Below are 25921 nucleotides of genomic sequence, written 5' to 3'. Positions count from 1 at the left end.
TCACCTCTGTTAACTATATAATATACAACAGTCTATCGCCATACATCTCCGATGTACAGCGATAGACTGTTTACAAATTACTATTTGCGTGCGGCCGGTTGATATTCCCCAGGCACCATGCCCGTTGAAATCGCCATTCGATTCCAACAGTTAATCGCATTAATCGCCATAATCAAATCCACGAATTGGCCCTCATCAAAATGTTTGCGAACTTGCTCATACAACTCCTGCGGAACGCCGCCATCTGAGATTCTGGTCACGGCTTCAGTCAAAGCGAGTGCAGCCCGTTCCTCATCTGTATAGAACGGCGCTTCCCTCCATGCATTAAGCATGTATAGACGCTGCTCCGTTTCTCCCATAGCACGTGCGTCTTTTGTGTGCATATCCAGACAGTACGCGCAGCCGTTAATTTGCGAGGCACGGATTTTAATCAATTCCCACAAATGGTGATCAAGACCGCTCTTCTTCACATAACCTTCCAATTTCAATAACGTCTGAAACGACTCGGGTTGTACTTTCATATAGTTTAATCTCATTTCCATGTCTATACACCTCTTCTTTTAAGTTGTTTTCATCTCTATTTCATAGGCAACTTCGGGTTGTCTCATCTGACGCTTCATGATTTCAGGAAGGGCCATGCCAACTAAGGTGATCCCCACGCCAAGCCATTGCAGACAATGGACGGATTCATTCAGTACGATATAGGATATGATTACTGCTGTAGGCAGCTCTGCAGCACCTAATATCGTAGCTAGCCCTCCACCAATACGGGGTACGCCAATGGCGAAGAACAATGGCGGAATGACGATCCCGAAGAGAGCAAGCAGCAGTGCCCAAGGTAAAAGCCCTTCAAACAAAGAGCCATTTATAAGAAACTGTGGTGGGAACAGCACATTGACGAGTCTAAACGAGCCGGACAACATAATCGCGCTTCGTTTGATGGGAGCAACATGTTTGGCTGTTCTGCCACTGTACCAAATGAATAGTGTATAGGTAACTGCGGACAGTAAGCCAAGAATCATTCCGATCCCAGAGAAATCCTCCTGCCATCCACCTAAATAGCCACTCGCCATAACAATTCCGACTAACAAAATGAAAAGCGATATCATCTTATCTTTAGTTGGTCGCCTGCGCTCAACCACTGCTTCCAGTAGAATGCCCATCCACGTAAATTGAAAAAGCAAGATAATGGCGAAAGAAGCCGGAATAAACTGGAGCGCTGCATAATAGAACATACCCGTTAAACCCGTCGTAGTTCCTACAGCCATGAGCAAGAGTGTTTGCCGCTTCGTTATTGAGCTTGCTTGATAATCTGAAGGCTGCAGGGCTGATTTGGCGGATAACCACACCAATATCCATAGCATAATGACACCGAATAGGTTTTGGCTGCCGACGACCTCACCGACACTGAAACCCATGCTCATAAGCTTTCTTGACAAAAGTCGATAATAATCCAAAGCTGCATGCGCCGGCTAAAACAAAGAAGATAGGTTTCATGTATTCACGAGCATTAGAAGCTTCCGGCTAGCTCGAGCGCTTGCTGCATGGCATTTTCTTTCATGATCGAAGCTTGATCTGGCGCAGCTCTCATGCCCTCCATATAAATCACTTCAATTGAAGGAATTCCCATAAATTCGGCTACAGTTGACAGATAGTGATGGCTGAATTCTAAGCTTGCAGCTGATCCCTTTGTAAGTACACTGCCTGAAGCTTGAATATGAAGCAGCTTCTTGTCGAAAGCTAATCCAATCGTGCCTTGCGGTGTAAAACGAACCGTTTTTCCGGGTATACAAATCGCGTCGATATAGGCTTTCAACACAGGTGGAACCAGCCATTTAATATTTCCGCGTCTAGTTGCGGAATATCCATTTTATATAAATCCAGATGAATCACTTCATCGTTAGGATTTGCTTCGCGATAAGCTTGGATAAACGCATCGCCTACGGACAAACTATGGGATGAATCCTTTTCTAGCGGGTGTGCAGTAATGTACAGTACCGTTGCCAAGTAGTCCCTCCTCTTTACTCGGCTTCAGGGAACATCCCTGTGGAGATCGCAATTCGATTCCATGCATTAATGGTGTTGATCGCCATAATGATTGCCACGTACTCAGTCTCATCCACTTGTGCCCGAACGCGCTCATATAATTCCTGCGGAACGCCTTGCTCGGAGATACGGGTTACAGCCTCCGTAAGCTCGAGCACCACTCTTTCTTTGTCGGTATAGAAAGGCGCTTCGCGCCATGCACTAAGTAAATGAATGCGCTGCTCTGACTCTCCCATCTTCCGAGCATCCCGTGTATGCATGTTTAGACAGAATGCGCATCCGTTTATTTGTGATGTTCTTATCTTGATTAACTCATAGAGTTTGGCATCTAGTCCGCTTGTTTGAATAAAACCTTCCAGCTTCATCATAGTTTGCATTGCACCCGGGCTTGCACTGACATGATCGAATCTCTTCTTCATTATGAATCTCCTCCATGAGTCAATTTTTCTCGCCAGATAATCGTCGATAATATATATCGTCGATCAATCTTGTCTACAATATAGTTTTTTTGATTCTGAATGTCAATGCTAAGGCTGAGGAAATTACAGGTGATAACCGAACCGCCTGATTTGACAAGGGTTTTAAATCCACCTAAGATGAGAACTAACAAACGATTGATCGATCCAGAAAGCAGGTGTTTGCATGCAGTATAGTATTGGCGTTGAATATGGACTGCATTGCTTAGTCTATTTAATTGATATTCCACCAGACTCTACTATTGGGATCAAAGAGCTCTCTACTTTCCAAGGGGTTTCAGAGACTTACCTTTCTAAAATATTTGGTAAATTAACAAAAACCGGTATTGTCAGCTCCGTTCCCGGTGCTAAAGGGGGATATCGATTAGCCAAGTCTCCTGATGACATTTCTTTCTGGGATGTTGTTCGAGCGATTGAAGGCGCAACACCGATTTTCAACTGTAAAAACATCAAAGATAACAGCTATTTATGTCAGGACGAGGGATATGCCGCGTGCTCGAAGGCCACTCCCTGCGTTATTAACTTAGCTATGTTAGAAGCGGAAGAAAGTATGCGCAATGTCCTTCGCAACAAAACGTTAACTTGGTTAAAAGAAGAGCTGGATCGCGTGTTATCGCCAGAAGCGCGTAAAGAGACACGTGAATATTTTTCTGCCAGCATTAATGGTTAAATTAGGCGCCGATAGGTGCATGTTGGGGCCAGCAGCCCAGGCGCGTGTTAGCGACTGGACTGCTGGTCTTTTTTGATTCAGTTGGCTTTGTATGAGAGTTTAAAAATCAAACTTTCAGTGAGTAAACTAACCATTTCCACCTTAGCAAGACCAATGAGAGTCTCATAATCGAACTCTCATGGCTGGAATCGGCATAATTAGTTGCTGAGAGTTCCGAAATCGAACTCTCAGTAAGTAAACTAACCATCTCCACCTTCGCAAGACTCTGAGAGTCTCATAATCGAACCCTCACCGCTGAAATCGGCATATAAAGATGCTGAGAGTTCCGAAATCGAACTCTCAGTAAGTAAACTAACCATTTCCACCTTCGCGAGACCTCTCAGAGTCTCATAGTAGACCTCTAAAAAAGCAAAACAAAAAAGCCCGCGATATCGCGGGCTTCACAATGTCTGTATCCAAACTAGCTCACCTAAACTGTACCCGATGAACCCGTTCCATCCGGCCCATCAACAAGATCGACGACACCGACGGCAAGCACCGTGATTGCGGCTGCTTTTCCCAACTTCTTGACGCCGTCTTTGATTAATTCCTTATCGTTCTCTTTGATACCTGCCACCACTTCGATTCCGCTTTCGACCACGTATTGGATGCCTTGTCCTGCACCTCGGACCGTTGTCGTTGCCGCATCTCCGAGATCGTCCAGGCCCGCTCGCGCACGCTGCTTATCCGCAGTTACCAAGCCCGCGCCGACATCCCATACACCGCTTGCAGCTTGACCGGCAAGTTCGCCTGTTCTAGAAGTAACTCTCTCCACATCATTCCCGATTTCTTTAATATAATCGCTATGAATGAGTTCCCCGGCAACACGCACAGTACCTCCGATCACTCTGCCTGTCACATCGCCCGCCAGTTTCCCGATCCCTTTCAGAAAATCCATCTGAAACACCTCCGTATCATCATTTATATTATAACGAAATAAGAAGGGCTTCGTTTCATTTTCAGTTAAACCCGCCATTCACGCGAATCGTCTGCCCCGTAATCCAACGGGCTTTGTCGCTGACAAGCAGATCGACCGCATTCGCGATGTCTTCAGGTTCTCCAAGCCGGCCAAATGCGATTAAACGGCTGAACGAATCTATTTGATCTTGTGATTTGCCAGTTAAGAACAATTCGGTCGATATTTGTCCCGGAGCGATGCAATTGATCACGATGTCTTTGGGAGCGAATTCTTTTGCCAATTGGCGCGTAATTTGTTCGACTGCCCCTTTCGTTGCGGCATATACGCTGTAAGTTGGGAGCATAGCGCCGATGACAGATGTGGAGAAGTTAATGATCGTCCCGCCTTGCGCCATAAGCTTCATCGCTTGTTGGCATGCAAAGTAGGTACCCTTCACATTGATTGCGAATTGCCGATCAAACATCTCTTCCGTCACTTCCGCGATTGCCGTGCATTCCATGATCCCGGCATTATTGACCAGAATGTCCAATCGTCCGAAGCGCGCAATCGACTCCGAGAATAACGCTTCGACTTCGCTTACTTTGCTTACATCGGCGCGAATGGCAATCGCTTCTCCGCCGAATTGTTCAATCGCGGATACAACCTCGTCCGCTTTCCCTGGATTGGAAGCATAATTGATGACTACCATTGCACCGGACTGCGCTAGTTGAATAGCTAATTGCCGCCCAATACCCCGTGATGCCCCGGTGACGATCGCTACTTTACCATTCAAACTCATATCTGTTCTCTCCCAGCAACTTAGAATTGGCCAATCGGTTTTATCGGTTGAACTCGACTTGTAAGTTTATTATAGCCAGCGTTTGTAAGAATCCGTTAGAACATACCTGCACGATTCTTGCCTAATTCTCTTCGGGTTCGCTATTATTAGAGTACATGACATTGTTACCGGGAAGGAGCTGTAGGCATGGACACCAGGACTGAACCGCTGCGAACAGAGCAAGCCTTGCAGCAGTTGGCATTCTTGATTCACCGGCATGCTCCGTTGACTGGCACGCATCAAACGGTAGTGCCATCTTTGCAGCTCATGCATGCTACACAGCTGTCCGAGCCACTGGAATCCGTCTATAAACCATCCATATGCGTCGTGGCGCAAGGGGCAAAAACAAGCACATTAGGCGACGAAACCTACCGCTACGATCCTTCGAATTACCTGATCACTTCTGTTGAATTGCCGATCGTTGGGCGGATTATCGAAGCTTCGCCCGAGATCCCCTATCTAAGCTTGAAACTGAGCTTCGACACCGACATGATTTTGGATATCGTGAAAGAGAGGAATCGTCCGGTTGAAGTTCCCGCAGAACTCAGCCGTGGAATAACGGTTAATCGAACATCTCCCGCTTTACTGGAATCCATAGTACGCCTAATGCAGCTGCTAAATGAGCCTGATGATGTTCCGGTTCTGGCTCCACTCGTTATTCGCGAAATCTTGTATCGCGTCCTACAAAGTGAACATGGCGCGCTCCTTTATCAATTCGCAGTGATCGGCAGCCATGCGAACAATATCGCTCTTGCGATCCAAACCATAAACCGACAATTCGATCGGACCATCGTGGTGGAACAGCTCGCAAAGTCTGTCAATATGAGCACGTCGGCATTTCATAAACATTTTAAACGGATTACGTCACTGAGTCCCTTACAATATCAGAAAACGGTACGTTTACAGGAAGCACGGCGGCTCATGCTCACAGAATCCATGCAGGCCGCTGATGCGGCATTCCGCGTTGGCTACGAGAGTCCTTCCCAGTTCAGCCGGGAATATGCCAGGATTTACGGACGGCCGCCCATGCAGGATGTTCACATGTACCTAACTCATTAGAGCCCATTCTGATAATAGCCCTTGCAGTATAGACAAACGAACATATACTGGCAACGTACCTAAACTTAGGGAGATGAACGTTATGGGATATGGAATGGGGAACAACGTCGGAGGAGTTGGCCAAGGTCATTGTGGCCCAAGTCACGTTGGTGGCGCCGGTTTTGGAGCAGCAGGAATATTAGTCCTATTCATCCTATTAGTCATTATTTCTGCTTCCGCACTGTGCTAGTTTAATATGGGAGATTCCAGTTATTCATACAATTTCAGTGAACTCTTCAACAGGCTGCCGATATTCGGAAGCCTGTTGATGGTTCTACATAGGAACTAACCAAGCTCCACTTGTTCATACATGGATGCCTCGCGGTCCCGTATGATGCGTCGCAATTCGGATACCAACCCACGGTCGATTTTCCCCTGCTCGTATAAATTCTGAACCTCGTACCGCTCCGCCTGAACCGCAATCCAATGAAGCTCTCTGCGCGTTTCATCGAATGCTTCTTTCTTGCGTTTGTTGTGAAGCTGAAAGGATCTAAGCCGATTCACGAGCTGCTTATAATAAGCAACTACGCATTCCGTTGGATCATTGGCACTCTCGGGTGCGCACAATGGCCCCATCTGATTAATTACGACCTGACCGCACTCGATACGGAGTCCCCTCAGCGATTCAAGATCATTCTCCGTTAATGATTTCTTCCCGGAATTCGGTGCGCCTGTGAGCAGCTCTTTTAATCTCCCGAGCAGCCTTTTGAACACCAACAACCACAAGTGCAGCCGATTCGCCAAAATAATTTCAACTTGATCTAACATTTTGTTGTAGAATTCCGCGTGGTTCTTCGTGATCGTGCCCTGCTCGAGCCGTGACTGGATGTAGTTGCGTTCGATGTCCAGCGCCTCGATCCGCAGTGCGATTTCATCTTGATTCAAACGCGATACACGTTTGTACTGATTGTCTTTCAATCCAAGCTGCTGGATCATTTGGTTGTACTCTTCAATGACGGCTTCTACTGCATCCTCATTGACTTCATTGCTCTCCTGCTGTAATTGGCGCACAGCGGCTTGCAAAATGTGAATATGCCATTCGTTCTCTTCTTGTACCAGTGCAGTTTCGTCCACCGCAACACGCTTCTTCGCAATTAGCGGTAATAATATACTGGCAGTTAACAAGGACAATAGGATGACACAGGCTGCAAGAAAAATGATTAGATTCCGTTCCGGAAACAGCTCTCCGTTATGCAGAAATAAAGGGATGGAGAATGCACCCGCTAATGTAACCGCACCACGTACACCGGAGATGGTCGTCATGATGAGCGCTTTGAAGCTTAAAGCTTCTTTGCTATAGGTGCCAAATATCCGCCAGCCACGCGTAAAGAGCAGCGTCCACACGAAACGGAGCACGAGCAGCAGCGCAAAGATAGCAACGGCGTACCCGATAACGACAATATTGTTAAAGCCGGGATCTTTGAAGATGATTGAGGTCACATCGGGAATTTGCGTCCCCAGAATGACAAATACGAGTCCATTTAAAATAAACAAATAGACCGACCATGTACTGGTAGACACGGATTTCAGCTTCCCTATGTCGCATTCCACGCGATCTTTCTCAATCGCATGCACGATTCCGCCTGCAACCGCGGCTAGAATGCCGGATACGCCGACTTCCTCGGCACATAAATAAAGCAGAAATGGAGTTAGCAGTTGCAGCAGCATGTGCATCGTTTCGTCATCGAGTCCATTGCGGCGCAGCAATTGTCGTATACCGGCTATGATCACGGCGAGTGTGGCCCCCACAAGCAGGCCGCCGATGGAAATAAGAATGAAACTGAAAGCGGCTTTCTGCAGCGAGAAAATACCGGTCACCGCCGCCGCAATCGCAAATTTGAATGCAACCAAACCTGAAGCATCGTTCATTAACGCTTCGCCTTCCAGAAGTCGCATAAGGCTCTTGGGCAGGTGGATTCGTCCCGCAAGGGCGCTTACGGCGATCGCATCGGTAGGCGAAAGTATGGCTGCGAGTGCGAAAGCAGCAACCAGCGGTATTGTGGGAATCATCCAGTGGATCGTATAACCGACCACGAATACAGTTGCGAAAACAAGTCCCACTGAGAGCAGTAATATAGGTGCCCGGAGCCGCCAAAGCTCCTCGCGCGGAGTATGTCTTCCGTCATTGTACAGCAGCGGCGCGATGAACAAGATAAAGAACAGCTCCGGCTCCAGCTGAAGATGAATGCCGATCGGCAGCATGATAATGAGGCCGCCGAGTACAATCTGTATGAGCGGTACCGGAACGAATGGAACGAACCGATAAATCACATTCGACACACCTATAAGGACAAGTAACACAAGTACGACTATAAACACTTCCAAGCTGGCTTCCCCCAATGGTCTTTCGAGTCCGTACCTATATTTCGTTATATTTTCCATGATCGCAATCCGATATTCTCGCCTTCCTGCTGCAGTTGAAACACAAAAAACCCTTTGGACTCAAGGTCGCAAAGGGCTCTTATCAGCGTCGATTTATTCTACAGCGGGAGCTCTTTTACTTCAAAATCTGCCGATCAGCTAAGCTTCTCCCAGCGTTTCGTTTCGGCTAATTTGCCATGGTCTACCGCATTTGCAATCTCGACTTCATCACTGCCCAGCAGCAAGCGCAGCGGCGGATTCTCTTCATTGACAATCGTAATGATATGCATCCGTGCCTCTTTATAGACTGCATTGACCAGCTCTTCTTTATTGGCAAAATAGTTATAAATCGTGCCGGATCCGACATTCGCTCGTTTGAAAATTTTCGAGAAGGTAAACGATTGCAGTCCCTCTTCATGAATCAAATCGAGCGTAGCAGTCATGATATCCTGTTTCTTACTCATTCCCTTCACCTCTGAAGACGCTGATCTCACGAATATAATGTAGTCACATTATTGCCTCTTCCAAGCATAAAGTCAATGAATATCAGAAGCGGACAACATTCGGCGAAGTTTATTTGGTCCGAATGGGCGGATGCTTGAATATGTTATACGAATTAATCCATGATGATCTTTCATTTACCGAGTTTTTACTGAGTTCTATTCAGCCTTTATCCAAAGGAGTTCATACAATGGCACAAGAAAACACTACTCAACAAAGTGTTGGGCAACAAGCTGACAAAACCGCCATTCGGGGGCCGTTTTCCATACAGTTTCCCGAATCGGAGCTTACCGAATTGCATAACCGCATCGTCGCGACAAGATGGCCGGACAAGGAAACGGTGCCTGATCAAACGCAGGGAGTCCCGCTTGCAACCATGCAGCAAACCGCACGTTATTGGGCAACGGAATATGATTGGCGCAAGTGCGAGGAGACGCTGAACGGCATTCCGCAGTTCTTGACCGAGATCGATGGTTTGGACATTCATTTCATGCATATTCGTTCCAAGCACGAAGATGCTTTGCCGATGATCATGACACATGGATGGTCCGGCTCGATCATCGAGCTGCTGAAAGTGATCGACCCGCTGACCAATCCCACCGCATATGGCGCTAAGGCATCGGATGCTTTCCACCTGGTCATTCCGTCGCTGCCCGGATACGGCTTCTCCGGCAAACCGACAACGACCGGCTGGGGTCCTGTCCGCATCGCAAGCGCATGGATTGAACTAATGAAGCGACTTGGATATTCGAAGTATGTGGCGCAGGGCGGCGACTGGGGAGCGGTTATTACCGATTTCATGGGCGTTATGAAACCACCGGGACTGCTCGGTATTCACTCCAACATGCCGGGTGCGGTTCCACCTCACATTGATACGGCTCTCATGAAAGGCAATCCCCTCCCTTCCAATCTTACACCGGAAGAGAAGCGTGCTTGCGAGCAGTTAGCATTCGTTTACAGACATCTCGGCTATGCTGAAATGATGGGCACACGCCCGCAGACGTTGACCGGACTGGTGGATTCGCCCATAGGTTTAGCCGCATTCTTAATGGACCATGATGTCTGCAGTCTGGAGCTGATCATCAAGGCGTTCGATGGACATCCAGAAGGCCTTACGCGAGATAACATCCTCGATAATGCTACACTTTACTGGCTGACGAGAACAGCTATATCATCGGCTCGGCTCTATTGGGAGAATAAGTTCTCTTTCTTCGTGGTGAAGGGCGTCCAGATCCCGACTGCCGTGACCGTCTTCCCTTACGAGCTCTATGAAGCTCCACTTACCTGGACGAAGCAAGCCTACCCTAAACTAATCTACTTTAACAAGGTCGACAGAGGCGGGCATTTCGCTGCTTGGGAAGTACCTCTGTTGTTCTCCGAAGAGGTTCGTGCTGGGTTTAGGTCTCTGCGATAAAGGGAAAAAGGCTGCTTCATTGTAGTCAGCAGCCTTTCTCGCTTTAAGTGATTGTGTTTCGAGCTCGGAGCTCCTGAAATCGGCTTGAAACAGCTTTGCTTTCAGGGACAATCGCTGCTGCGCAGGTGAAGATTTCAACGAAATCGGTCAGCATTAGAAATTATTCTTTACACTTCAGCAGATTCTCCGCGGTGCGGAATGCCAGCGCCATTATCGTCAATACAGGATTCACGCCGCCGTTCGTAACATGCACGGAGCCGTCGCTTACCCAGAGATTGTCATACCCATGTACTCGCCCCGTTGGATCGGTAACCGATGTCGAAGGGTCATTTCCCATGCGCAGCGTGCCAGATTGATGTTGACCACCGCTAAGACCATTGCCTGCCCGCGTCCGCCACACTTGGCGTGCGCCTGCAGTCCAGAGCCACTTCTCAGCTTGCTCAGCCAGCATGGCCGAAGCGCGTAGAGATTCATGGTGAACACCTCCGGAAAGCTGAACAACGGGAAGACCGAAGCGATCCTTAACCGCGGGCGACAGCCTTACTCTGGATTCGGCTGTTGGAATCTCTTGGATGGGACCTTGAATTTGGCTCGTTCGCAGAAATGTCTCACGCATCGTTTCCTTGCCAGCAGTTCCCCAGCGGGCAGCATCCGGAGCAAGTGCGCGATTCCAGTGTATGAGGGGCAGACGAATGAACTCGTTAGCAAGCAAACCTCCCCCGATTACACCTGCTTCGTTGCTATGCTCAAACCGGAAGGTAGCAATACTTACGCCTGGTCCGTTTCCGTCTTGAATTTGCTCATCAAAGACGCCATAAGCGCCGGCATAAACATGACCTTGCAGATGCCTGCCCACTTGGTCAAATCGATTGCCAATCCCGTTTGGTTCTATTTCACTTGTTGATTGAAGAAGGAGTCTGGCGCTCTCGATCGCGCCGGCTGCGACCACAACATGCCCTGCTCGAATCTGCTTGCGCTGGAATGTACCATCAGGACGCTCATTTATAAGATGCACGCCGGTGGCGCGTCTTCCCCCTTCTGTCTCAATACGCTCCACCTTCGTATCGCAGATGAGGTCACAGTTACCTGAAGCGATAGCCCTCACCATCATCGTATTGTGACCGCCGTTCTTGCTGTCGGTTGGACATGCGAAACCTACACACTGTCCGCACTGCCCGCATGCCGGGCGTCCATCTCGTTCAACAGAATTGATGAGCAACGGCACCGGTCCCGCGTCCCAACCCAGCTTCTTGGCAGCTTGTGCCAAACGTTCCCCTTCAATTGTTCTCGGTATTGCCGGCATCGGATAAGGCCGCTCCCTCTTGCCTCGTCCGGCGTGGGCATCCCCATCACCGGAGACGCCAACTGCCCATTCGGCGCGCTCGTAATAAGGTTCAAGCTCCTGATAGCTGATCGGCCAATCGCTTAACGAGCTTCCGTCCGGAATGCCATAACGTGACGCCATGCGAAAATCTTCCGGGTGAAACCGCCAAGCCTGTGCACCGTAAACCCTTGTTCCGCCGCCAACAGTCATGGCGTTATTGTGATAGTCGCCCTCGAAGGGAACCGTAATTCTCTCCTGCCCGTTAGGCAATAGAATCGTCCGCGGATTTCCTACCGCCGCAGGTCCGGTATTGTGACCGTATTTGCTCAACCGATGATTGCGCAGATGGTCGCGGCCAACCTGATCATAACGCAGCCAGCTGCCGCGCTCGACGACGAGCACGCGAAGTCCGGATTCAGCTAGGACGCCTGCGGCTACGGATCCTCCGGCCCCTGCCCCAACCACGATGACATCATACTGATCGCGCAGCTGATCAAAGGATCGCTGTGGCAAATCGGTTTCTTCGACAGAAGCTTCGGTTCCCGGAACAGGACCTGGACGGAACCCGATCATGTCCCACGACTTGCCCTCGCGATTACCGCCTGCTTCAGGACTTCCATAATAACCTTCAATGACTAAAGTCAATAATGTATCAAAAAATAGCTTCGGTGAAACAGGCCAGTCCTGAACTTGGCCACGCTGAACATCAGTCAACAGAAGGTCACGCTCTTCCTCCGTCAGTTCAGCAAATAACCGCTCATAGCGGATGGTTGCATTTGCTTGTAATGCTCGAAGACCCGGTTCTATAAGATTCAGCCAAGTATCAGGATCCTCGTTCAAGTGCCGCTCTAAGTAACTAATCACACCGGCATCTGAGGCAGATGGCCAAGTATCCTCCGGGACCAAACGGTCCGCAACCGCTTTCAAAACTGTTTCTAACTCCGCAGAAATTGACTTCCGATCGACGGGCTTCATCTCCAAGCGCCACCCCATGCTCTTCATTTAGTAGGTACACCTCATTTTTCCAACTCTATTGTACCATCAAATTGCAACATATAAATGCCTCTTCTTTGCACATGAGTATAGGTGTGTGCCAGATAGCCCATGGCATTGGACTAGATGCTTCCACATAGGGTGATAGAGGTAGAAAAGTCAACTCAATAAGGAGTTGTGAATATGAGCTTTGAGGCTGGCGCGCTCTTTGAACTCCGATTTTGGCTGCAAGTATTAGGCGATCACGCCAGGTTTATTCATGAGGCGCTGGCCCCGGGTGAAGCTGCGGAAATCGCCCGTGCGCGCCATTTTATTCAAGCCTACGATAGCTCTCTGAATACAGCGCGGCAGAACCTGGATGCCGGTGGGATCGCCTCCTTGCTTCAAGCAGCGAATCCGTTGAACGCGCAACTGCGAGTGTATAAGCTCCATTTGTTGAAACGCTCGCTGACGGGAACGATCGTTATTTCGCTGGCTCCAACGTTCTTGAATCATAATGTCAATGAACTCGATGAAGCCATTCGCGTATTTGGCTTTCTGACGCGAAGACAATTGCCTCCCCCTGGACCCGCGATTCACCAGCATTTATTATGGCTTCAAGACGCAATCGGCCATGCGGGCATTTTGTCTTGCCAGTTCGATCTGGTAGAGAAGGCTTGGAAAAACAGAAGCGATACATTCGAGCGCGACTTCGAAGCTTACTATCTCAAAGCGATCGAGCTTGCGGGATATATGCGAACCTCCCTGACGGATTTCCCTGCCTTGCGAGCCTTTAATCGGGACGCGAATAACGTAATGCTCATTTTCATGAAATTTCTGTCCGAAATAGAGGAACTCGCGGAGGGCAAAGAATTGCTGAGCACGCTATCGCCGCTGATTCCCGATCATATGTACCGGGAAGAATGCTATTATTTGACGAAACTCTCTCAAGCTGCGGAAGACATAGCAAGACCGGCATGCGATCCGACCAAGCCAAGAGTTTGAAACTAATCGGGCTTTCTTCGTTTGATGAGTGAGAAAAGCAGTAAAAACAGAGGGATCGCAAACTGGAACGGTACGCATACCCATGGCCAAATATGCTTCTGAAACTCAATCACTTCCAGTTGATTCGGGTGAAGAAACAGGGACAGCTCTAACAGTGCAAGTCCGAGAGGTAAAATGAATATCCGATAGTTTGGGCTCCTTAGCGTCTGTGCTAAAGCTAAAGAGGCAGCATAGAGACAAACGCTGAGCTTCGTGAATTCACCAAATACCCAGACGATAAACGCGAGCGGCTCGATTCGTTCGAAGAAATCCCCTACCGAAATGTACATTGCGGTTGTGTAGGAAGGGAAAATTTGTGTACTTGAGAGCTCCCCCATGACCATCACATTGAATAAATGAGTGGAGATCAAGACGATTCCGCCTATTGCAACAACTGTGAGGACCGTCTTTTTCACTTTTTCGGGACGGTTAATGAAAGGGATAATCATGATAAACAATATCGTCTCTCCCAGAGGGGAGGTTGAGATTTGCATAGCACCGTCGAACAAGGAACCCCAATCCGTTTCTAATACGGGTAAAAGTAAGGTTGGATTCATTTCTGGTATCAATAACAGGCTGAATGAGACGATTTGCAGAACGACGACGAGCAATAAGATAAGTGCGCATCTGCAAATCACCTCAATCCCTTGATAAGCGGCCCATGCCGAAATCGAGATCATAATCACCCCAACGACAACGCTCGGGGTTCGAGGCAGCAACACCGTTACGGTAAGATCTTCAAAGTTTCGCAGTACGTATGCCCCTAGCTGAAACCCGTAACCTGTATACAAGATCCCAATCACGGTTCCACACCAGGTCCCTAACAGGGTTTGGGCGATATGGATGACGGACTTTTGTGGGAATTTTCCGCAAAGTGTCACATAAGTCCAAGCCATGCACAGCCCGGCTAGGCTGCCAATGATGGCAGAAATCCATGAATCATGTTCGCTGGTATAACCAATAGGCAGCGACATGGAGCTTGCGATCATAAATACGAACATAAGAGCCCACAGCTCTGTATTGGAGATCATGTTGTTCAGTCCATAACTCTTCATTCGTAATTCCCTTTCTCAGCTCCATCAATTCCAAACAGCTACTACCCATTTTTCTAGAATCATAGTGGGACTAGTCAGTTCAATACCCATTGATAAACATAAACCGATGATTGTCGACAAGCTTAAAATGATGCCCACCATCACATAATCCCACGTTCGAGCCGTTTTTTTCATTAGCTTGAATTGTACCCAGTAGAGCATGGCAACGGATAACGAGTATAAGATTATATTTTTCATTCTATATTGTTGGAAGAACTAATCATTCCGGCTCTTCGTAGATGGATTTCGATATCTACGGTAACGTCTGCTGCAGCGAATATCGTATCCCAATCCGCACGCACCTTTTTCCAAGTCCCATAATGATATTGATGAACCCATAAGCCGAATCCAAAGATGTCGGATCGCCATTCCGTTTGCGCCTTCCTGATAGTGTGAAGCGCTTGCTCCGTAATCAGCTTATTAAGTCCTTGTTCGATTTGGGCTACATGTTCGGGACGACGAAGATCCAGTTTGACAGTCGATTCCTGAAGTAATCCTTCACCGGTTAGCTCAACATGAATCGTTGCTTTGCCATGCTCGACAACCACTTTTATCTTCCTCCCCGGTTTATTCATAATAACGCCAACACTCCCTTCAGCGTTCGGAATTTTCTCGGCCAGGTATTCATGCTTTAATTCGCCTTTAACCCACCTAAGGCTTCTCGTTTCAATGTCATCCAGGTAACCAACCAATTTATAATTTTTCATGACGGCTGTCGACGAAAGGTGAAATACGGTTTGCTCCGACTTATCGCCTTGTTGCTGCTCCTTATTCTGCGGTAGTTTCTGAATTTCCACTGCGCCCAGAACAGGAACAATTCCATCGCGACCTTGGTTAATCAGAAAATCCCGGAAGGTAACCGCTGTACCTACTTGTTTATACTCCAATTCTCGAACCTCCTCGGAAGGAATACGTTCGAAAGGATGATCCATTTTGATCAGTTCGATCGCCTGTTTGCCTTTGGCAATAACCAGGTAGGTACGAAGACGGGTTCCCGGATCTCTGGTGTAGTAATCCATAATATCTTTAATCCCTTTTTGGGCGAAGGTCTCTCCAATGAAAACAACCCGGCGATGTCCTTTAAAAAACTTTCGCGAAAGCAGTTGCTGGCATTTGCGCTCTGCATCGTAAATATTCGTACCAACCGCGGACAGTACGAAAAACGTTTTGCCCAAATTACCTGACGGAGTCCCTTTTGCAGCGGGGAGAGGAATCTGTATGGAAACAAGCAAACGGCCATCCTTGGTTTTATCTAGCGAAGATGCCATGAAGAAGGCTACATCATTCATTTCCACCCGGTCCCAACAACCGCTCAATAGCGGAACAAATAAAAGCATAAGGAGCCTCAATGGCGCTTTCTTGTTCAAAACCCGATTCCTCCTCTGCTCATTTCGGTTGTTGTCCTTTGGGTATTCGGGTTTGGGCTTGGTGTTTCCCGTCCAGCTGCGGGCGATAATACATCGTCCATAACGGCGCTCGGAAGAACGTATCCTTAAGTCCTTGAAAGCTAACCGGGGCCATAGGGAATAAATAGGGAACGCCGAGCGACCTGAGACTCGCAAGGTGGATAATGATGCAAAGCAGCCCTACTGTAAGGCCGTACAGTCCAAACATACCGGCAAGCAGAATCATCGGGAACCTTAGTATTCGAAATGCGAACGAGAAATTGTACCGGGGAATGGCAAACGATGCTATTCCGGTTAAGGACACCACGATAACCATCGGGGTCGAAACGATGCCTGCCTGCACGGCTGCTTGTCCGACGACAAGGCCACCTACGATACTGACAGCTTGACCTATTTGCTTAGGTAAACGTACGCCTGCCTCACGTAAAGCCTCGAATGTGCTTTCCATAATCAACGCTTCCACTATAGCCGGGAAAGGAACACCCTCTCTGGCGGCGGATATGCTTAATAACAAATTTGTCGGAATCATTTGCTGATGGAACGTGGTTAATGCAACATATACAGAGGGTAATAACAGCGCAATCAATGTTAAGATGAGTCGAATGAAACGAACCAAATTCGCAAACAGAACGCGGTCATAATAATCCTCTCCAGCCTGCAGAAACCCCCAGAACGACATCGGGCCGCTAATGATGAACGGAGAGCCATCAGTCAAGATCGCAACTCGCCCTTCCAATAATGCGGCTACAATATAATCCGGTCGTTCCGTGACGAGATATTGAGGAAATGGAGAAAATGCGCGCTCTTCGATAAACTGTTCGATATACCCCGATTCCAGCACGCCGTCGATCTGTATACTCTGAATTCTGGATTTAACCTCTTGGACTACGGCATCATTAGCGATATCTTCCAGATAAGCGATCGCCACATCCGTTTGGGTATACTCGCCTATCGTTACCATTACGAATTTTAACTTAGAAGATCGTATTCTTCGACGAATAAGACTTGCGTTTGTTCGGATGCCTTCCGTGAACGAATCGCGCGGGCCTCGAATCGTATTCTCCGAAGACGTCTGCTCGACGGCTCTTGTTTTCCCGCCCGGAATGTTAAGCACAAGCGCTTCCGTTTCGCCATCTATGATAATGACAGTAGAGCCTTTCAATATCTGTTGAATGAGGCTTGAAATATTCGAATCTCTTTTCACTTGGCTGATAGTAATGCATTGATTTTGCAGAAAAGAAAGCATGTCCTCGCTCTCATCCAGCGGCTCGGATGATTGATTTCGCATAAGCGGCTTAAGCAGTGAATCATCCAACTGTCCTTCTTCAATTAATCCATCTATATAAGTAAGCAGTGCATTCTTCTGACCGCGGATTCGAAAAGAATGGAAAACCACATCCGAGCAGCCTTCGAATGTGTCCCTTAATACGATTTCGTTTTCTTGCAATGTGGTTGTCAGCATGCTGCTTGTCGTGCCTTTTGTCTGCTCTTTTTCCTGATAAATCTTCGGCATAGGGGAAATTCCTCCGCTTTAAGCATGGACAACATTTCGATGTAGTCTGCGCAAAAATTTTCCATTTTATGAATGAACATGAAAACGCTCGGCGGGATATTCCGCCGAGCGCTTGTTTTAGATATTTTATTAATTTTACTCACTTACCTTCTGTCCATAGAAAGCAAGAATCGGCATATAAGTTCCGGAATCCAGCGGCAGGAAGCTCGAAGGATTCATTTCATACGCCGCATGTACGACGGTTTGACCTTCTGCTGCTCTGTCTAGATTCAATGTGATCTCATCGCGAGCGGTTATTTGCCAGCTGCTAACGTTGACTTTGCCATTCACGTCCTCCACAGCAAATACCTGCGAGACAGGTCCGATTGCGTGCAAGTAACCGGCAACGTTGGCGAATTGCAAACGAATGCCAGGGCTGGCATTTTTCTCGATAAAGGTTGCAGAAGTGAGGCACGGTGCTTTCGCATGCAGCGCAGCTCGCCCATAAACGAGAGCCAACGCCTGCTTGCCCATTCGCTCCCCAATGATCATGTTTCCGGCAGGGCTGTTATGAATGCCATCGGATAAAGGACAATCCAAAGCCGGAATGACATAAATATGAGGAATATTCAAAGCGGCCTGACGCTGTGCTTCACGCACGCGGCCCCACGAACGATCCCCTTCTTCCGATGCGGAATCCGTGCAGCGATTAAGCTGAACCGTCAAGATCGGTAAGCTGTCATCCTTCAATTCGTGGCGCCAATGCTGAACGGTTTGCTCAAATCGTTCCAGGTAGGTGACCGAGTCCGTAGGTGAGCAGTCGGAGCAGCCTTGATACCAGAGTATGCCGCGAACTTTGCCGCCGACGGATTGAATGATATTCATCATATTGCGATAAAGAACGCCATCCTCATCTGGATTCCACGCTTTCAGCGGCGAGCCGCCTAAGGCGGTCTGCACTAAGCCTATAGGGATTCGCAGCTCTTTCTGCAGCAGCTTGCCAAACGCCAGAAACGGAGAGTGACCGGGATTAGCCCCTTCTCGATTCTCGAAATGAATGGATGCCGTCGATTCATTAAACGGATGCGAGGCCAAATCCCATTGCCCATTATTGCGGAGCAAATGAATGCCGAGCTGCGGAGCATCCTGGAATGGACCTTTACCATAGCCGGCCGCATTGCTCTGTCCCGCGATTACCCATAGATCACCTACGCCAATATGATGGATCATATCTCCGCGAGTTGCCCATTCTAAGGCAGGATTATCGTCAAGCTGCAAGCTGGTTTCAAGACGATAAAGTCCGCCTTGCGCGATGGCGTTCAAGGTGATTTCCCATGCTTGACCTGCTAACATGTTCGCAGGCTGCCAAGAGACAACCTCTCTTGCATCGTCCTCGCCAACAACCCGGACGAGTACTTGTGCCGTCCTGAATGTTACATCTTCCGGAGCAGCCCAAACCCCGGATAACGATATGCTCCCTATCCCATTCTCCTGTTGAATAACTGCCCAAGGCTGAGGCCCTCGTTGAATAATAGTGCCAATCTGACGCATGCGGCTATCACAATCCTTTACATGATAAATGGTATGATTATCCGCTACTATTTCTCCATTTTCATGCATACTCCTGCCTCAATGTCCGGAAACGGCAAAAAGCCGTATCAGAAATAGATCTGATACGGCAGTATTCATTCGACTCGTATTAACGCAATGTTTTCAAAGCGCCGCTCCAAGCGATCACTTGGTCAAGCATGGTGTTAACCGCCGGCTCTTGATGCGCACCTGGTTTGAACACACTGTAGTTTTCAAAATCAGTAATGAGCGATAGTCCAACTTGCGCACGTACATCAGCCATATGAAGCTCGCCAACGATCAAGCGAAGATTCTCGATTGCACGTGAGCCGCCGCTGCCGCCGTAACCTACGAAGCCTGCAGCTTTATCTTTCCACTCGTGGAAGAGAAAATCAATGGCATTCTTGAGTGCGCCGGAAGTAGCATGGTTATACTCAGGTGTAACGAATACGTAGCCGTCAAAGGATGAAATTTTCTCTGACCAAGCGATCGTATGCGGTTTGCTGTATTGACCCATGGATGCCGGAATCGGCTCATCAAGCAGTGGCAAATTGAAATCTGCCAGATCAACAAGCTCGAATGCTGCGTCCGTGCGTTTGTTTGCAATTTCAGTTACCCAGCGTGCTACTGCTTCACCATTGCGGCCCGGGCGTGTGCTTCCAAGAATAATAGCGATTTTCAACATAAGAATTACCTCCACGAATGTTATATTTTTTTTGCTTCGTTTTCTTGTCGCTCTTGAATACCAAACCCGATCTTCTTAAACAGCTCGATCAGCAGTTGCTTCTCCTCATCGGTCACAAAGGACAAATTGTCGGAAATCGTCTGCACATGTTTAGGAAAGATCGTATCGAAGTAGCTGCGTCCTTCGTTAGTCAACGCGGCATTCGTTTTACGTCGATCCCCTGGAATCGGAAGCCGCTCCACATACCCCTTCTTCTCCAATTTATCGACCACATAGGTGATACTTCCGCTTGGAATGGAGAAGGTATCGCTTATTTTCTGAATGGGATGCGGACCTTTATTGTATAGAAACTCGAGTATTTGGAAGGTTTCAATATTGAGACCGTAGCCGGTGATATCGCGCTCTAAACTCCCAAACAGCGTGTTCACCATATTTCTCATGACGCGAATCAGCCTTAAATCCAGAGCGGTACCTTCAGCATTAGGTTCAACCATTTCATAACCACCTTATCTTGCTTTCTTATACAAAGGATATTCGACTTCGGTAGGAACTTCAATCATAAAAATGCGAAGTTTCTCCTCTTCCGCGCGAATGCTGACTTCTCCCTCTTGTTCGCTTTGTACGATGACAAAATCTTTGTTCTTGAATGCAGCCTCATCTTGTCCGGCTGACAAAACGGAACCTCCTGCACCTCTTATCGCCAAGACAGCGAGCGTCCGCTTTGGCACAATACGGTAGTTGTAGCTCGATCCCGGCTCAATTTCGACATCAAACATCCGTGCATCTGCTACCAACTGGTGAATCGGAGTACCTTCGCCCAGTATCGTCTTGATATTTACACCGTCTTGGTTCGTCTGCGGAAATTGTTCATGTTTATAAAGCGTATAAGTCGGCTTACGTTTGACTGCATCATTCAGATAGGGCTCAAGCCAGATTTGAAAACTCTCGAAGCCAGCCTCCACGCTCTCGGCATGCTGAAGACCTGAACCAGCTTGCATAAGCTGAATATCTCCGGCCTCCAAATAACTTTCCGTACCGAGTGTGTCTCTGTGAAGACCTTTGCCTCTAATCCCGTATGAGAGGATTTCAAACCCTTGGTGAGGATGAAACCCGATGCCTCCAGCTGACTCCGCATGACCCCAAGCCCAATAGAAAAGCGGACCAAGTCTGACGGTAATCGCACCTTGGCCTGAGAAACCCAGTGGTTTCTGAGCGTGAATTTTGCCTCCGTCAAATTCCTCTTTACCTTGAAGTTCAGGGCCTAACACTTGGATGTTCACATGAATTGCTCCTTTCTTATAGTGTGTTCTTGTTCTGCTTAATAAACAAGTCATCCTATATTTATTTATCCTAACACAATTTATTATAATACTAGGATAAATGTCTGTCAACCTGCCATCGACTGGATACAGTCGCAAGCCGGACAAATGAAAAAGCCCCCGATTTCGGGGGCTACAATTAGCTAAACAGTTGATATAAGGTGTCGACTGTAGGGTTCCATCGCCAATTCTGTACGGTAGCCATTCCATTCTGAGTGAGTTGATGCCGCAATAAAGGATCATGAATTAACCGAAATAAACTGGCTTTCGCAGCTTCTTCATTCCCAAGCGGAACGACCAGCGCATTATAACCGTGAACAATGTACTCCTCATGTCCTGTACAATTCCCAACGACTGCAGTGCCTCCACACGCCATCATCTCCATTGGAGGTCCGAAAAAACCTTCAACATGGCTTAATTTCAGTAAGATATCGCAGCTGGAGTAAATGTGCTTCATATGCTCCATCGGTACATGAGAGAAGAACTGATCACAGCGATATTCAGGATCCGGCTCTCCGTTACTTGAAACACACCATACTTCGCAATCCAAGTCTCGGACTACCCGGAACGCTTCTGCCATTCCCTTGAGCGGATTAAGTATAGGGCCTTCCAGCAGTACTCTGACTTTATTACTCTTCGGCACAATTGGCTCTGTAGGATGGAAAAGGGTTTCATCTATGCCGTTCGGCACATAGATCGAGGTGTGCCCGTGGTTCTGCAACAGCCAATTCTGAATCCAGCGTGCTTCCGTCATATAAATAAAAGGCAGCGTATAAGTTTGCTTGGCGGCTTCGAACTCTGCACTGCCTTCGGGATAGAATCGACTTTCAATCGATTGGACGAAATACACTTTGCGGTCTGCTGATAATTGAAGCGTTGGGTGAGCTGTCGACCAGTGCGTGGCAACTACGACATCAAAATGCTGCAGAGCAGCCGTTTCAAATGTTAGGATCGGCACCTGCTGCTGAGGGAACCAGTCAATCGTGTTCAATTTTTGATCCATACTGATGAGTACCATATTAAGCCCTCGGGCTTGAAGTCTGTTGACATGCTGACAAATAACGGCGACACCGCCCGAAATATCACAGCTCGGGATGACATACCCGATGGTTTTGGGCCTCTGCACCACAATGGGACGCGGTCTTCTCGATTTATGTTTTCGATGATGCCGTTTCTTCTTCTTTAGGAACTTTCGTTTTCGCTTCTTCACGGGTTTAGCTGTTCGGGAATTACGTCGCTTCTTTATTCTGTTCTTAGCCGTCACCTAAGCAGACCTCCCACTAGACCTTTCAGACAATCTATTCAACCTCACTTCTTAAATTGTTAGACAAGTGTCATGAAGTACGCGATTCTTTCCCTTATACGCAAAATAACCTGCCGGCTCTATGTCCGGCAGGTCTACTCCAAACTAGCTTGCCAATCTAGCATTAATATTTTCAAACCCTATCCCTCCGCTGCTATGTGCTTCGACTAACCAATCCGCGAAGGAGGCTCCAACTGGGCGTGTCATGATATAAGCAAACCAGAAGGCGATGATTTCTTTGAAGCCAAATAGTAGAAGAAGAGGGACCATTTCTTAAAGATCTATTAACTATTCATGTCCTGCCTATTAAATTCGTCATGTCATTTTTGTGACACCGTTAAAAAGGTTTCCAGTTCGGATCGGAGATATCCTGTTGTGTAGGCTTGCTGACAAATTGCTTATATCTTTCTTCACATGCCCCAAATTCCAAATAATTCTTTTGCGCTTGTCTTAATGATACCTCGTTGGCCCCGCCTTCATAATCGGGGTCATGAAACTGAATGCCATCATCTTCCCAAAAACAGATGTGACAGATCTCATACGTACCTGTTGGCTGTTCGTCCAATGTCTGATATCCGCAGCAAGGACATGTATATTTATCAGTCATATTCATCGCTCCATCACACGTACTAGCAGCCTTAGTATTTCCTTCGAGCCGAAAATAATAAACAAAAAAACCGCAATTTACGCGGTCTCTTCTGAGTTTCCAATAATTGTAACCATTGATTGCGATTTTCATAGAATAGAGCATGTCTTAATAAAAAGGGGTGAAAAAAAATGGCTTCTTATTCTACAGGAGTAGTAACAAATACCCGAGATTTTGGTACAGCTGCAACTAATATCGTAGTGAGTACAAGAAATTTGGATCTATCCAATCCCCTTACCGTGATGATTGAAATTTTCGCTTCCGTCGATTCAAGTGTATTCTATACCGGTTATCTTACTTCGTATGTACTTCCGGCAAATTCTTTTGATGTACGCGAGTTCTTTATTGCAGGTAACGTTGCTTATGAAGTTCAAGTCGACCTATCCATGAACAATGCATTGCTAACGGTTACCGGAATCAACGAATTCGGAAACTTAGTTGAAGATCAGAGTTTTAGACTACCGGAACTAACTGTAATTTCAGGTCTTAGTCCAGCAATGATCTAAACAATTATTCACAAATGAAAAAGCTACCGATATGGACACAATCGGTAGCCATTTTTTTAAGTCATCGCTAACTAAGCACGATCACGTTCACTTGATCGACTCCGTAATCCGGCAAGACCGATTAATCCAAGCAACCCAAGCCATCCCCAATCAAAATCATTATCATTTGTGTCTACTGCGGTAGCCCGCAAATTATTTGCATTCGTCAGACCTGTAACACCGGAGATGGTTTTGTTAGTCATCGTTCTGTAAGGGGTTATTCTACCATAGTTGCCGCTACTATAATTTGTATAATTCCTTGTATTGTTCGTATTGTTCAAATTCAAATCAGTAGACGTCCTAGGCGTGCCAGGAATCCCATAAACATCCGGTGTACCGGTTGCTCCAGGTGTTCCGTTAAAATTTCCGTTTCCATACATACTTGAATGGCTTCGGTTCGTATCCCCATTGCTCATCGAAGTATTTGCCATAGCTGGAATTGCCAACATCGCAGATAAAGTCACACACATAGCAGCACTTGCGATTGCTTTTTTCACTCATTCACAACCTCCACAAGTTTATTGGCTTCATGAAAATAAGCTACACGTTTGGTTTCTCCCAGATGGAGATGCTTCATCCTTGGTTTCTGCTGGTAACCGTTTGTTTGGCGAGGAAGCATTCGTATGTAAACGCAGCAAACCCAGTGCTTGCTCAGCACTGGGTTTGCAACACGGATCGTTATGAATTAATTCTTCTTAGCAGCAAGCTGCCGGCGGTACTCCAACGCAGGCAATCCGCCCCAGCCCCAATTGTCCGTGTCCACCTCTTCAATGACAACGAAGGTCGCTTCGTACGGCTTATTGAGCACGTTAAGCATGAGCTCGCTGGCCCCTTTGATGAGGGCTGCCTTTTCTTCCGCCGTAATCGACTGACGATCTGGCGTAGTCCCCTCTTTGGTCACTTGAATGGTTACGATCGGCATGATAGTTCCCCCTGGTTAGATGGTTTGATTCATCACATTAATGAATTCTTCAGGTGACTGCAGCCCGGAAAAGCTAACCTTCTCGTTAACGATAAAGTAAGGCACTCCTCGGACTCCCAACTTCTGAGCGTTACGTTGACCGGATACCACTTTATCGATTCCTTCACCACTTGTCAGGCGTTTTTTCAACTCATCTGCATCAACTGTTACGTTCGCTGCAGTTGCGATTCGCACAAGTTCGTCCACGTTGCCGATATCAATTCCTTCTTCAAAATAAGCCTTATACAACGCCTCAATTAATTGCACTTGCAAATGCTCTGGCGTAATCGCAACTAATTGATGGGATTTTGCCGTGTTCGGTGTGAATTTCACAAGATCCATGTTGTAGTTGAGGCCAAATTGTGCACCGGTAGTATTGTATTGCTTCATTCTTGCTTCGAACTGATCGACTCCGCCTAAGCGGCCAATCATGAGTTTGCGATAATCTTCCCCTTCAGGGCGAATATCAGGATTAAGCTGGAAAGCGTGCCAGCGAACCGTTGCCTTCGTATCAGCCGGCAATTGCTCCAAGGCTGTCAGTAGACTCGTTGTTCCCATTCGGCACCAGGGACAAACGGTATCGAAATATACGTCAATGGTTACTTGTTTCACTTTGCTCCCACCAATTGACTAACAGGCTGAACCGATTTGATATGACGAATATAATCGACTTTGCTTTGAGCTAATCGTTCATCCGAGAGATTAGATACATCACTTACTGCAAAGTGAGGCAAGTATTTCGCGCTGATAAACTTAGCAAGTGCAGCAACCGGACGCAAAATTTCTTCTAGTGTAAATTGATTGGAACCGTCATGTTGGTACGAAGCTTCGGAACCATAGGTCGAGATGGCTACGCCAATTTCTTTACCTGCGGTTTTGCTGCCATCCGGTCCATATGCCCAGCCATATTGCAAGACAGTATCAAACCATCTTTTCAGCAATACGGGCGTGCTGTACCAATACAGCGGGTATTGGAAAATGATACGGTCATGAGCTTCAATTAATGCTTGTTCCTTCGCAACATCGATATTTTCGTCAGGATATTCTTTATATAACTCGTGAATTGTGATTTCGCTGTGTTTTTGCAACTCTTCGCGCCAAGCACTGTTCACGCGGGATTGTTCCATATTCGGATGAGTAATAATAACTAGTGTTTTCATGTTTATAATCTCCATTCGTTTTTGGTTTTTTTGGTCATTGTTAATGATAAGGACACGCAT

General features: G+C 47.4%; 27 protein-coding genes and 1 pseudogene. 5 read left to right on the top strand and 23 right to left on the bottom strand.

Annotation, left to right across the window (positions count from 1 at the left end; translation table 11 throughout):
- Positions 1–80: 80 nt before the first annotated feature.
- The 4 genes and pseudogenes from AC50Y3_RS04400 to AC50Y3_RS04385 form a co-directional block, all read right to left on the bottom strand.
- Positions 81–542 carry a carboxymuconolactone decarboxylase family protein gene (locus tag AC50Y3_RS04400; protein ID WP_494817517.1) on the bottom strand — a complete coding sequence of 154 codons (462 nt, stop codon included), beginning with the start codon at positions 540–542 and terminating at the stop codon, positions 81–83.
- An 18-nt stretch (positions 543–560) separates the two neighbouring features.
- Positions 561–1418, bottom strand: a complete 858-nt coding sequence (locus AC50Y3_RS04395) for an EamA family transporter (protein ID WP_494817516.1) — start codon at positions 1416–1418, stop codon at positions 561–563.
- Between the two features lie 92 nt (positions 1419–1510).
- Positions 1511–2007: pseudogene (locus tag AC50Y3_RS04390) on the bottom strand (FMN-dependent NADH-azoreductase).
- 14 nt (positions 2008–2021) lie between these two features.
- Positions 2022–2465, bottom strand: coding sequence for a carboxymuconolactone decarboxylase family protein (locus tag AC50Y3_RS04385; protein WP_494817515.1), 444 nt, complete (start codon positions 2463–2465; stop codon positions 2022–2024).
- A 223-nt stretch (positions 2466–2688) separates the two neighbouring features.
- On the opposite strand from AC50Y3_RS04385, the gene AC50Y3_RS04380 reads away from it, so the two are divergent.
- Positions 2689–3192 carry an RrF2 family transcriptional regulator gene (locus tag AC50Y3_RS04380; RefSeq protein WP_494817514.1) on the top strand — a complete coding sequence of 168 codons (504 nt, stop codon included), beginning with the start codon at positions 2689–2691 and terminating at the stop codon, positions 3190–3192.
- A gap of 469 nt (positions 3193–3661) precedes the next feature.
- Here the strand turns inward: AC50Y3_RS04380 and AC50Y3_RS04375 are convergent, their stop codons facing one another.
- Together AC50Y3_RS04375 and AC50Y3_RS04370 are read right to left on the bottom strand one after the other, a co-directional pair.
- On the bottom strand, positions 3662–4129 hold the full coding sequence (locus AC50Y3_RS04375; protein WP_494817513.1) for a hypothetical protein: 468 nt from the start codon (positions 4127–4129) through the stop codon (positions 3662–3664).
- 61 nt (positions 4130–4190) lie between these two features.
- On the bottom strand, positions 4191–4928 hold the full coding sequence (locus AC50Y3_RS04370) for an SDR family oxidoreductase (protein ID WP_494817512.1): 738 nt from the start codon (positions 4926–4928) through the stop codon (positions 4191–4193).
- Between the two features lie 186 nt (positions 4929–5114).
- On the opposite strand from AC50Y3_RS04370, the gene AC50Y3_RS04365 reads away from it, so the two are divergent.
- On the top strand, positions 5115–6026 hold the full coding sequence (locus tag AC50Y3_RS04365) for an AraC family transcriptional regulator (RefSeq protein WP_494817511.1): 912 nt from the start codon (positions 5115–5117) through the stop codon (positions 6024–6026).
- A 324-nt stretch (positions 6027–6350) separates the two neighbouring features.
- Here the strand turns inward: AC50Y3_RS04365 and AC50Y3_RS04360 are convergent, their stop codons facing one another.
- A complete protein-coding gene (locus AC50Y3_RS04360) occupies positions 6351–8384 on the bottom strand; it encodes a Na+/H+ antiporter (RefSeq protein ID WP_494817792.1) in 2034 nt (677 codons plus the stop codon).
- A gap of 197 nt (positions 8385–8581) precedes the next feature.
- The gene (locus AC50Y3_RS04355) at positions 8582–8890 is read right to left on the bottom strand and encodes a TetR/AcrR family transcriptional regulator (protein ID WP_494817510.1); all 309 of its coding nucleotides are present in this window, start codon (positions 8888–8890) and stop codon (positions 8582–8584) included.
- 227 nt (positions 8891–9117) lie between these two features.
- Between AC50Y3_RS04355 and AC50Y3_RS04350 the strand changes: the two genes are divergently transcribed.
- Positions 9118–10341 (top strand): epoxide hydrolase family protein, encoded by a 1224-nt coding sequence (locus AC50Y3_RS04350; RefSeq protein ID WP_494817509.1) that lies wholly within the window; start codon positions 9118–9120, stop codon positions 10339–10341.
- Positions 10342–10501: 160 nt separating this feature from the next.
- Here the strand turns inward: AC50Y3_RS04350 and AC50Y3_RS04345 are convergent, their stop codons facing one another.
- Entirely contained in the window at positions 10502–12667 is a 2166-nt protein-coding gene (locus AC50Y3_RS04345; protein WP_494817508.1) for a GMC family oxidoreductase, read from the bottom strand.
- Positions 12668–12841: 174 nt separating this feature from the next.
- Between AC50Y3_RS04345 and AC50Y3_RS04340 the strand changes: the two genes are divergently transcribed.
- Positions 12842–13642 carry a DUF2935 domain-containing protein gene (locus AC50Y3_RS04340; protein ID WP_494817507.1) on the top strand — a complete coding sequence of 267 codons (801 nt, stop codon included), beginning with the start codon at positions 12842–12844 and terminating at the stop codon, positions 13640–13642.
- A gap of 2 nt (positions 13643–13644) precedes the next feature.
- Here AC50Y3_RS04340 and AC50Y3_RS04335 read toward each other — a convergent pair whose 3' ends face one another.
- The 10 genes from AC50Y3_RS04335 to AC50Y3_RS04290 form a co-directional block, all read right to left on the bottom strand.
- Positions 13645–14736 carry a GerAB/ArcD/ProY family transporter gene (locus AC50Y3_RS04335; protein ID WP_494817506.1) on the bottom strand — a complete coding sequence of 364 codons (1092 nt, stop codon included), beginning with the start codon at positions 14734–14736 and terminating at the stop codon, positions 13645–13647.
- Positions 14737–14969: 233 nt separating this feature from the next.
- Positions 14970–16142 (bottom strand): Ger(x)C family spore germination protein, encoded by a 1173-nt coding sequence (locus AC50Y3_RS04330; RefSeq protein ID WP_494817505.1) that lies wholly within the window; start codon positions 16140–16142, stop codon positions 14970–14972.
- A gap of 19 nt (positions 16143–16161) precedes the next feature.
- A complete protein-coding gene (locus AC50Y3_RS04325) occupies positions 16162–17694 on the bottom strand; it encodes a spore germination protein (RefSeq protein WP_494817504.1) in 1533 nt (510 codons plus the stop codon).
- Positions 17695–17829: 135 nt separating this feature from the next.
- On the bottom strand, positions 17830–19224 hold the full coding sequence (locus AC50Y3_RS04320; protein ID WP_494817503.1) for a sialate O-acetylesterase: 1395 nt from the start codon (positions 19222–19224) through the stop codon (positions 17830–17832).
- Positions 19225–19372: 148 nt separating this feature from the next.
- The gene (locus AC50Y3_RS04315; protein WP_494817502.1) at positions 19373–19927 is read right to left on the bottom strand and encodes an NADPH-dependent FMN reductase; all 555 of its coding nucleotides are present in this window, start codon (positions 19925–19927) and stop codon (positions 19373–19375) included.
- A gap of 20 nt (positions 19928–19947) precedes the next feature.
- Positions 19948–20421 carry a MarR family winged helix-turn-helix transcriptional regulator gene (locus AC50Y3_RS04310; protein WP_494817501.1) on the bottom strand — a complete coding sequence of 158 codons (474 nt, stop codon included), beginning with the start codon at positions 20419–20421 and terminating at the stop codon, positions 19948–19950.
- 12 nt (positions 20422–20433) lie between these two features.
- The gene (locus AC50Y3_RS04305; RefSeq protein WP_494817500.1) at positions 20434–21207 is read right to left on the bottom strand and encodes a pirin family protein; all 774 of its coding nucleotides are present in this window, start codon (positions 21205–21207) and stop codon (positions 20434–20436) included.
- Positions 21208–21385: 178 nt separating this feature from the next.
- Positions 21386–22510 (bottom strand): glycosyltransferase family 4 protein, encoded by a 1125-nt coding sequence (locus AC50Y3_RS04300; protein ID WP_494817499.1) that lies wholly within the window; start codon positions 22508–22510, stop codon positions 21386–21388.
- A 144-nt stretch (positions 22511–22654) separates the two neighbouring features.
- Positions 22655–22819: a hypothetical protein gene (locus AC50Y3_RS04295; protein ID WP_494817498.1), complete on the bottom strand. Its 165-nt coding sequence runs from the start codon at positions 22817–22819 to the stop codon at positions 22655–22657.
- A 67-nt stretch (positions 22820–22886) separates the two neighbouring features.
- On the bottom strand, positions 22887–23156 hold the full coding sequence (locus AC50Y3_RS04290; RefSeq protein WP_494817791.1) for a CPCC family cysteine-rich protein: 270 nt from the start codon (positions 23154–23156) through the stop codon (positions 22887–22889).
- A 170-nt stretch (positions 23157–23326) separates the two neighbouring features.
- Here AC50Y3_RS04290 and AC50Y3_RS04285 point away from each other — a divergent pair, with 170 nt between their 5' ends.
- Positions 23327–23701, top strand: a complete 375-nt coding sequence (locus tag AC50Y3_RS04285; protein ID WP_494817497.1) for a hypothetical protein — start codon at positions 23327–23329, stop codon at positions 23699–23701.
- A 71-nt stretch (positions 23702–23772) separates the two neighbouring features.
- Here AC50Y3_RS04285 and AC50Y3_RS04280 read toward each other — a convergent pair whose 3' ends face one another.
- From AC50Y3_RS04280 to AC50Y3_RS04265, 4 genes are all read right to left on the bottom strand, one after another.
- Entirely contained in the window at positions 23773–24237 is a 465-nt protein-coding gene (locus AC50Y3_RS04280) for a WGxxGxxG family protein (protein ID WP_494817496.1), read from the bottom strand.
- Between the two features lie 188 nt (positions 24238–24425).
- Complete coding sequence (locus AC50Y3_RS04275; RefSeq protein ID WP_494817495.1) at positions 24426–24662, bottom strand: tautomerase family protein; 237 nt, start codon at positions 24660–24662, stop codon at positions 24426–24428.
- A gap of 15 nt (positions 24663–24677) precedes the next feature.
- Positions 24678–25313 carry a DsbA family oxidoreductase gene (locus AC50Y3_RS04270; RefSeq protein ID WP_494817494.1) on the bottom strand — a complete coding sequence of 212 codons (636 nt, stop codon included), beginning with the start codon at positions 25311–25313 and terminating at the stop codon, positions 24678–24680.
- Positions 25310–25861 carry an NAD(P)H-dependent oxidoreductase gene (locus AC50Y3_RS04265; RefSeq protein ID WP_494817493.1) on the bottom strand — a complete coding sequence of 184 codons (552 nt, stop codon included), beginning with the start codon at positions 25859–25861 and terminating at the stop codon, positions 25310–25312. The genes AC50Y3_RS04270 and AC50Y3_RS04265 overlap by 4 nt, the downstream gene beginning before the upstream one ends.
- Between the last annotated feature and the right edge of the window lie 60 nt (positions 25862–25921).

The sequence above is a fragment of the Paenibacillus sp. J22R98 genome (assembly GCF_059383835.1).
Note: the sequence above shows the minus strand (reverse complement) of the source record. Positions and strands in the feature narration are given on the sequence as shown.

Bases quoted from the DNA above. Each gene is read 5' to 3' on its own strand.
- AC50Y3_RS04345 (WP_494817508.1), bottom strand. From the start codon at position 12,667: ATGAAGAGCATGGGGTGGCGCTTGGAGATGAAGCCCGTCGATCGGAAG.
- AC50Y3_RS04265 (WP_494817493.1), bottom strand. From the start codon at position 25,861: ATGAAAACACTAGTTATTATTACTCATCCGAATATGGAACAATCCCGC.
- AC50Y3_RS04375 (WP_494817513.1), bottom strand. From the start codon at position 4,129: ATGGATTTTCTGAAAGGGATCGGGAAACTGGCGGGCGATGTGACAGGC.
- AC50Y3_RS04385 (WP_494817515.1), bottom strand. From the start codon at position 2,465: ATGAAGAAGAGATTCGATCATGTCAGTGCAAGCCCGGGTGCAATGCAA.
- AC50Y3_RS04380 (WP_494817514.1), top strand. From the start codon at position 2,689: ATGCAGTATAGTATTGGCGTTGAATATGGACTGCATTGCTTAGTCTAT.
- AC50Y3_RS04395 (WP_494817516.1), bottom strand. From the start codon at position 1,418: ATGGGTTTCAGTGTCGGTGAGGTCGTCGGCAGCCAAAACCTATTCGGT.
- AC50Y3_RS04285 (WP_494817497.1), top strand. From the start codon at position 23,327: ATGGCTTCTTATTCTACAGGAGTAGTAACAAATACCCGAGATTTTGGT.
- AC50Y3_RS04370 (WP_494817512.1), bottom strand. From the start codon at position 4,928: ATGAGTTTGAATGGTAAAGTAGCGATCGTCACCGGGGCATCACGGGGT.
- AC50Y3_RS04295 (WP_494817498.1), bottom strand. From the start codon at position 22,819: ATGGTCCCTCTTCTTCTACTATTTGGCTTCAAAGAAATCATCGCCTTC.
- AC50Y3_RS04365 (WP_494817511.1), top strand. From the start codon at position 5,115: ATGGACACCAGGACTGAACCGCTGCGAACAGAGCAAGCCTTGCAGCAG.
- AC50Y3_RS04320 (WP_494817503.1), bottom strand. From the start codon at position 19,224: ATGCGTCAGATTGGCACTATTATTCAACGAGGGCCTCAGCCTTGGGCA.
- AC50Y3_RS04275 (WP_494817495.1), bottom strand. From the start codon at position 24,662: ATGCCGATCGTAACCATTCAAGTGACCAAAGAGGGGACTACGCCAGAT.
- AC50Y3_RS04340 (WP_494817507.1), top strand. From the start codon at position 12,842: ATGAGCTTTGAGGCTGGCGCGCTCTTTGAACTCCGATTTTGGCTGCAA.
- AC50Y3_RS04335 (WP_494817506.1), bottom strand. From the start codon at position 14,736: ATGAAGAGTTATGGACTGAACAACATGATCTCCAATACAGAGCTGTGG.
- AC50Y3_RS04350 (WP_494817509.1), top strand. From the start codon at position 9,118: ATGGCACAAGAAAACACTACTCAACAAAGTGTTGGGCAACAAGCTGAC.
- AC50Y3_RS04310 (WP_494817501.1), bottom strand. From the start codon at position 20,421: ATGGTTGAACCTAATGCTGAAGGTACCGCTCTGGATTTAAGGCTGATT.
- AC50Y3_RS04400 (WP_494817517.1), bottom strand. From the start codon at position 542: ATGGAAATGAGATTAAACTATATGAAAGTACAACCCGAGTCGTTTCAG.
- AC50Y3_RS04315 (WP_494817502.1), bottom strand. From the start codon at position 19,927: ATGTTGAAAATCGCTATTATTCTTGGAAGCACACGCCCGGGCCGCAAT.
- AC50Y3_RS04355 (WP_494817510.1), bottom strand. From the start codon at position 8,890: ATGAGTAAGAAACAGGATATCATGACTGCTACGCTCGATTTGATTCAT.
- AC50Y3_RS04325 (WP_494817504.1), bottom strand. From the start codon at position 17,694: ATGCCGAAGATTTATCAGGAAAAAGAGCAGACAAAAGGCACGACAAGC.
- AC50Y3_RS04290 (WP_494817791.1), bottom strand. From the start codon at position 23,156: ATGACTGATAAATATACATGTCCTTGCTGCGGATATCAGACATTGGAC.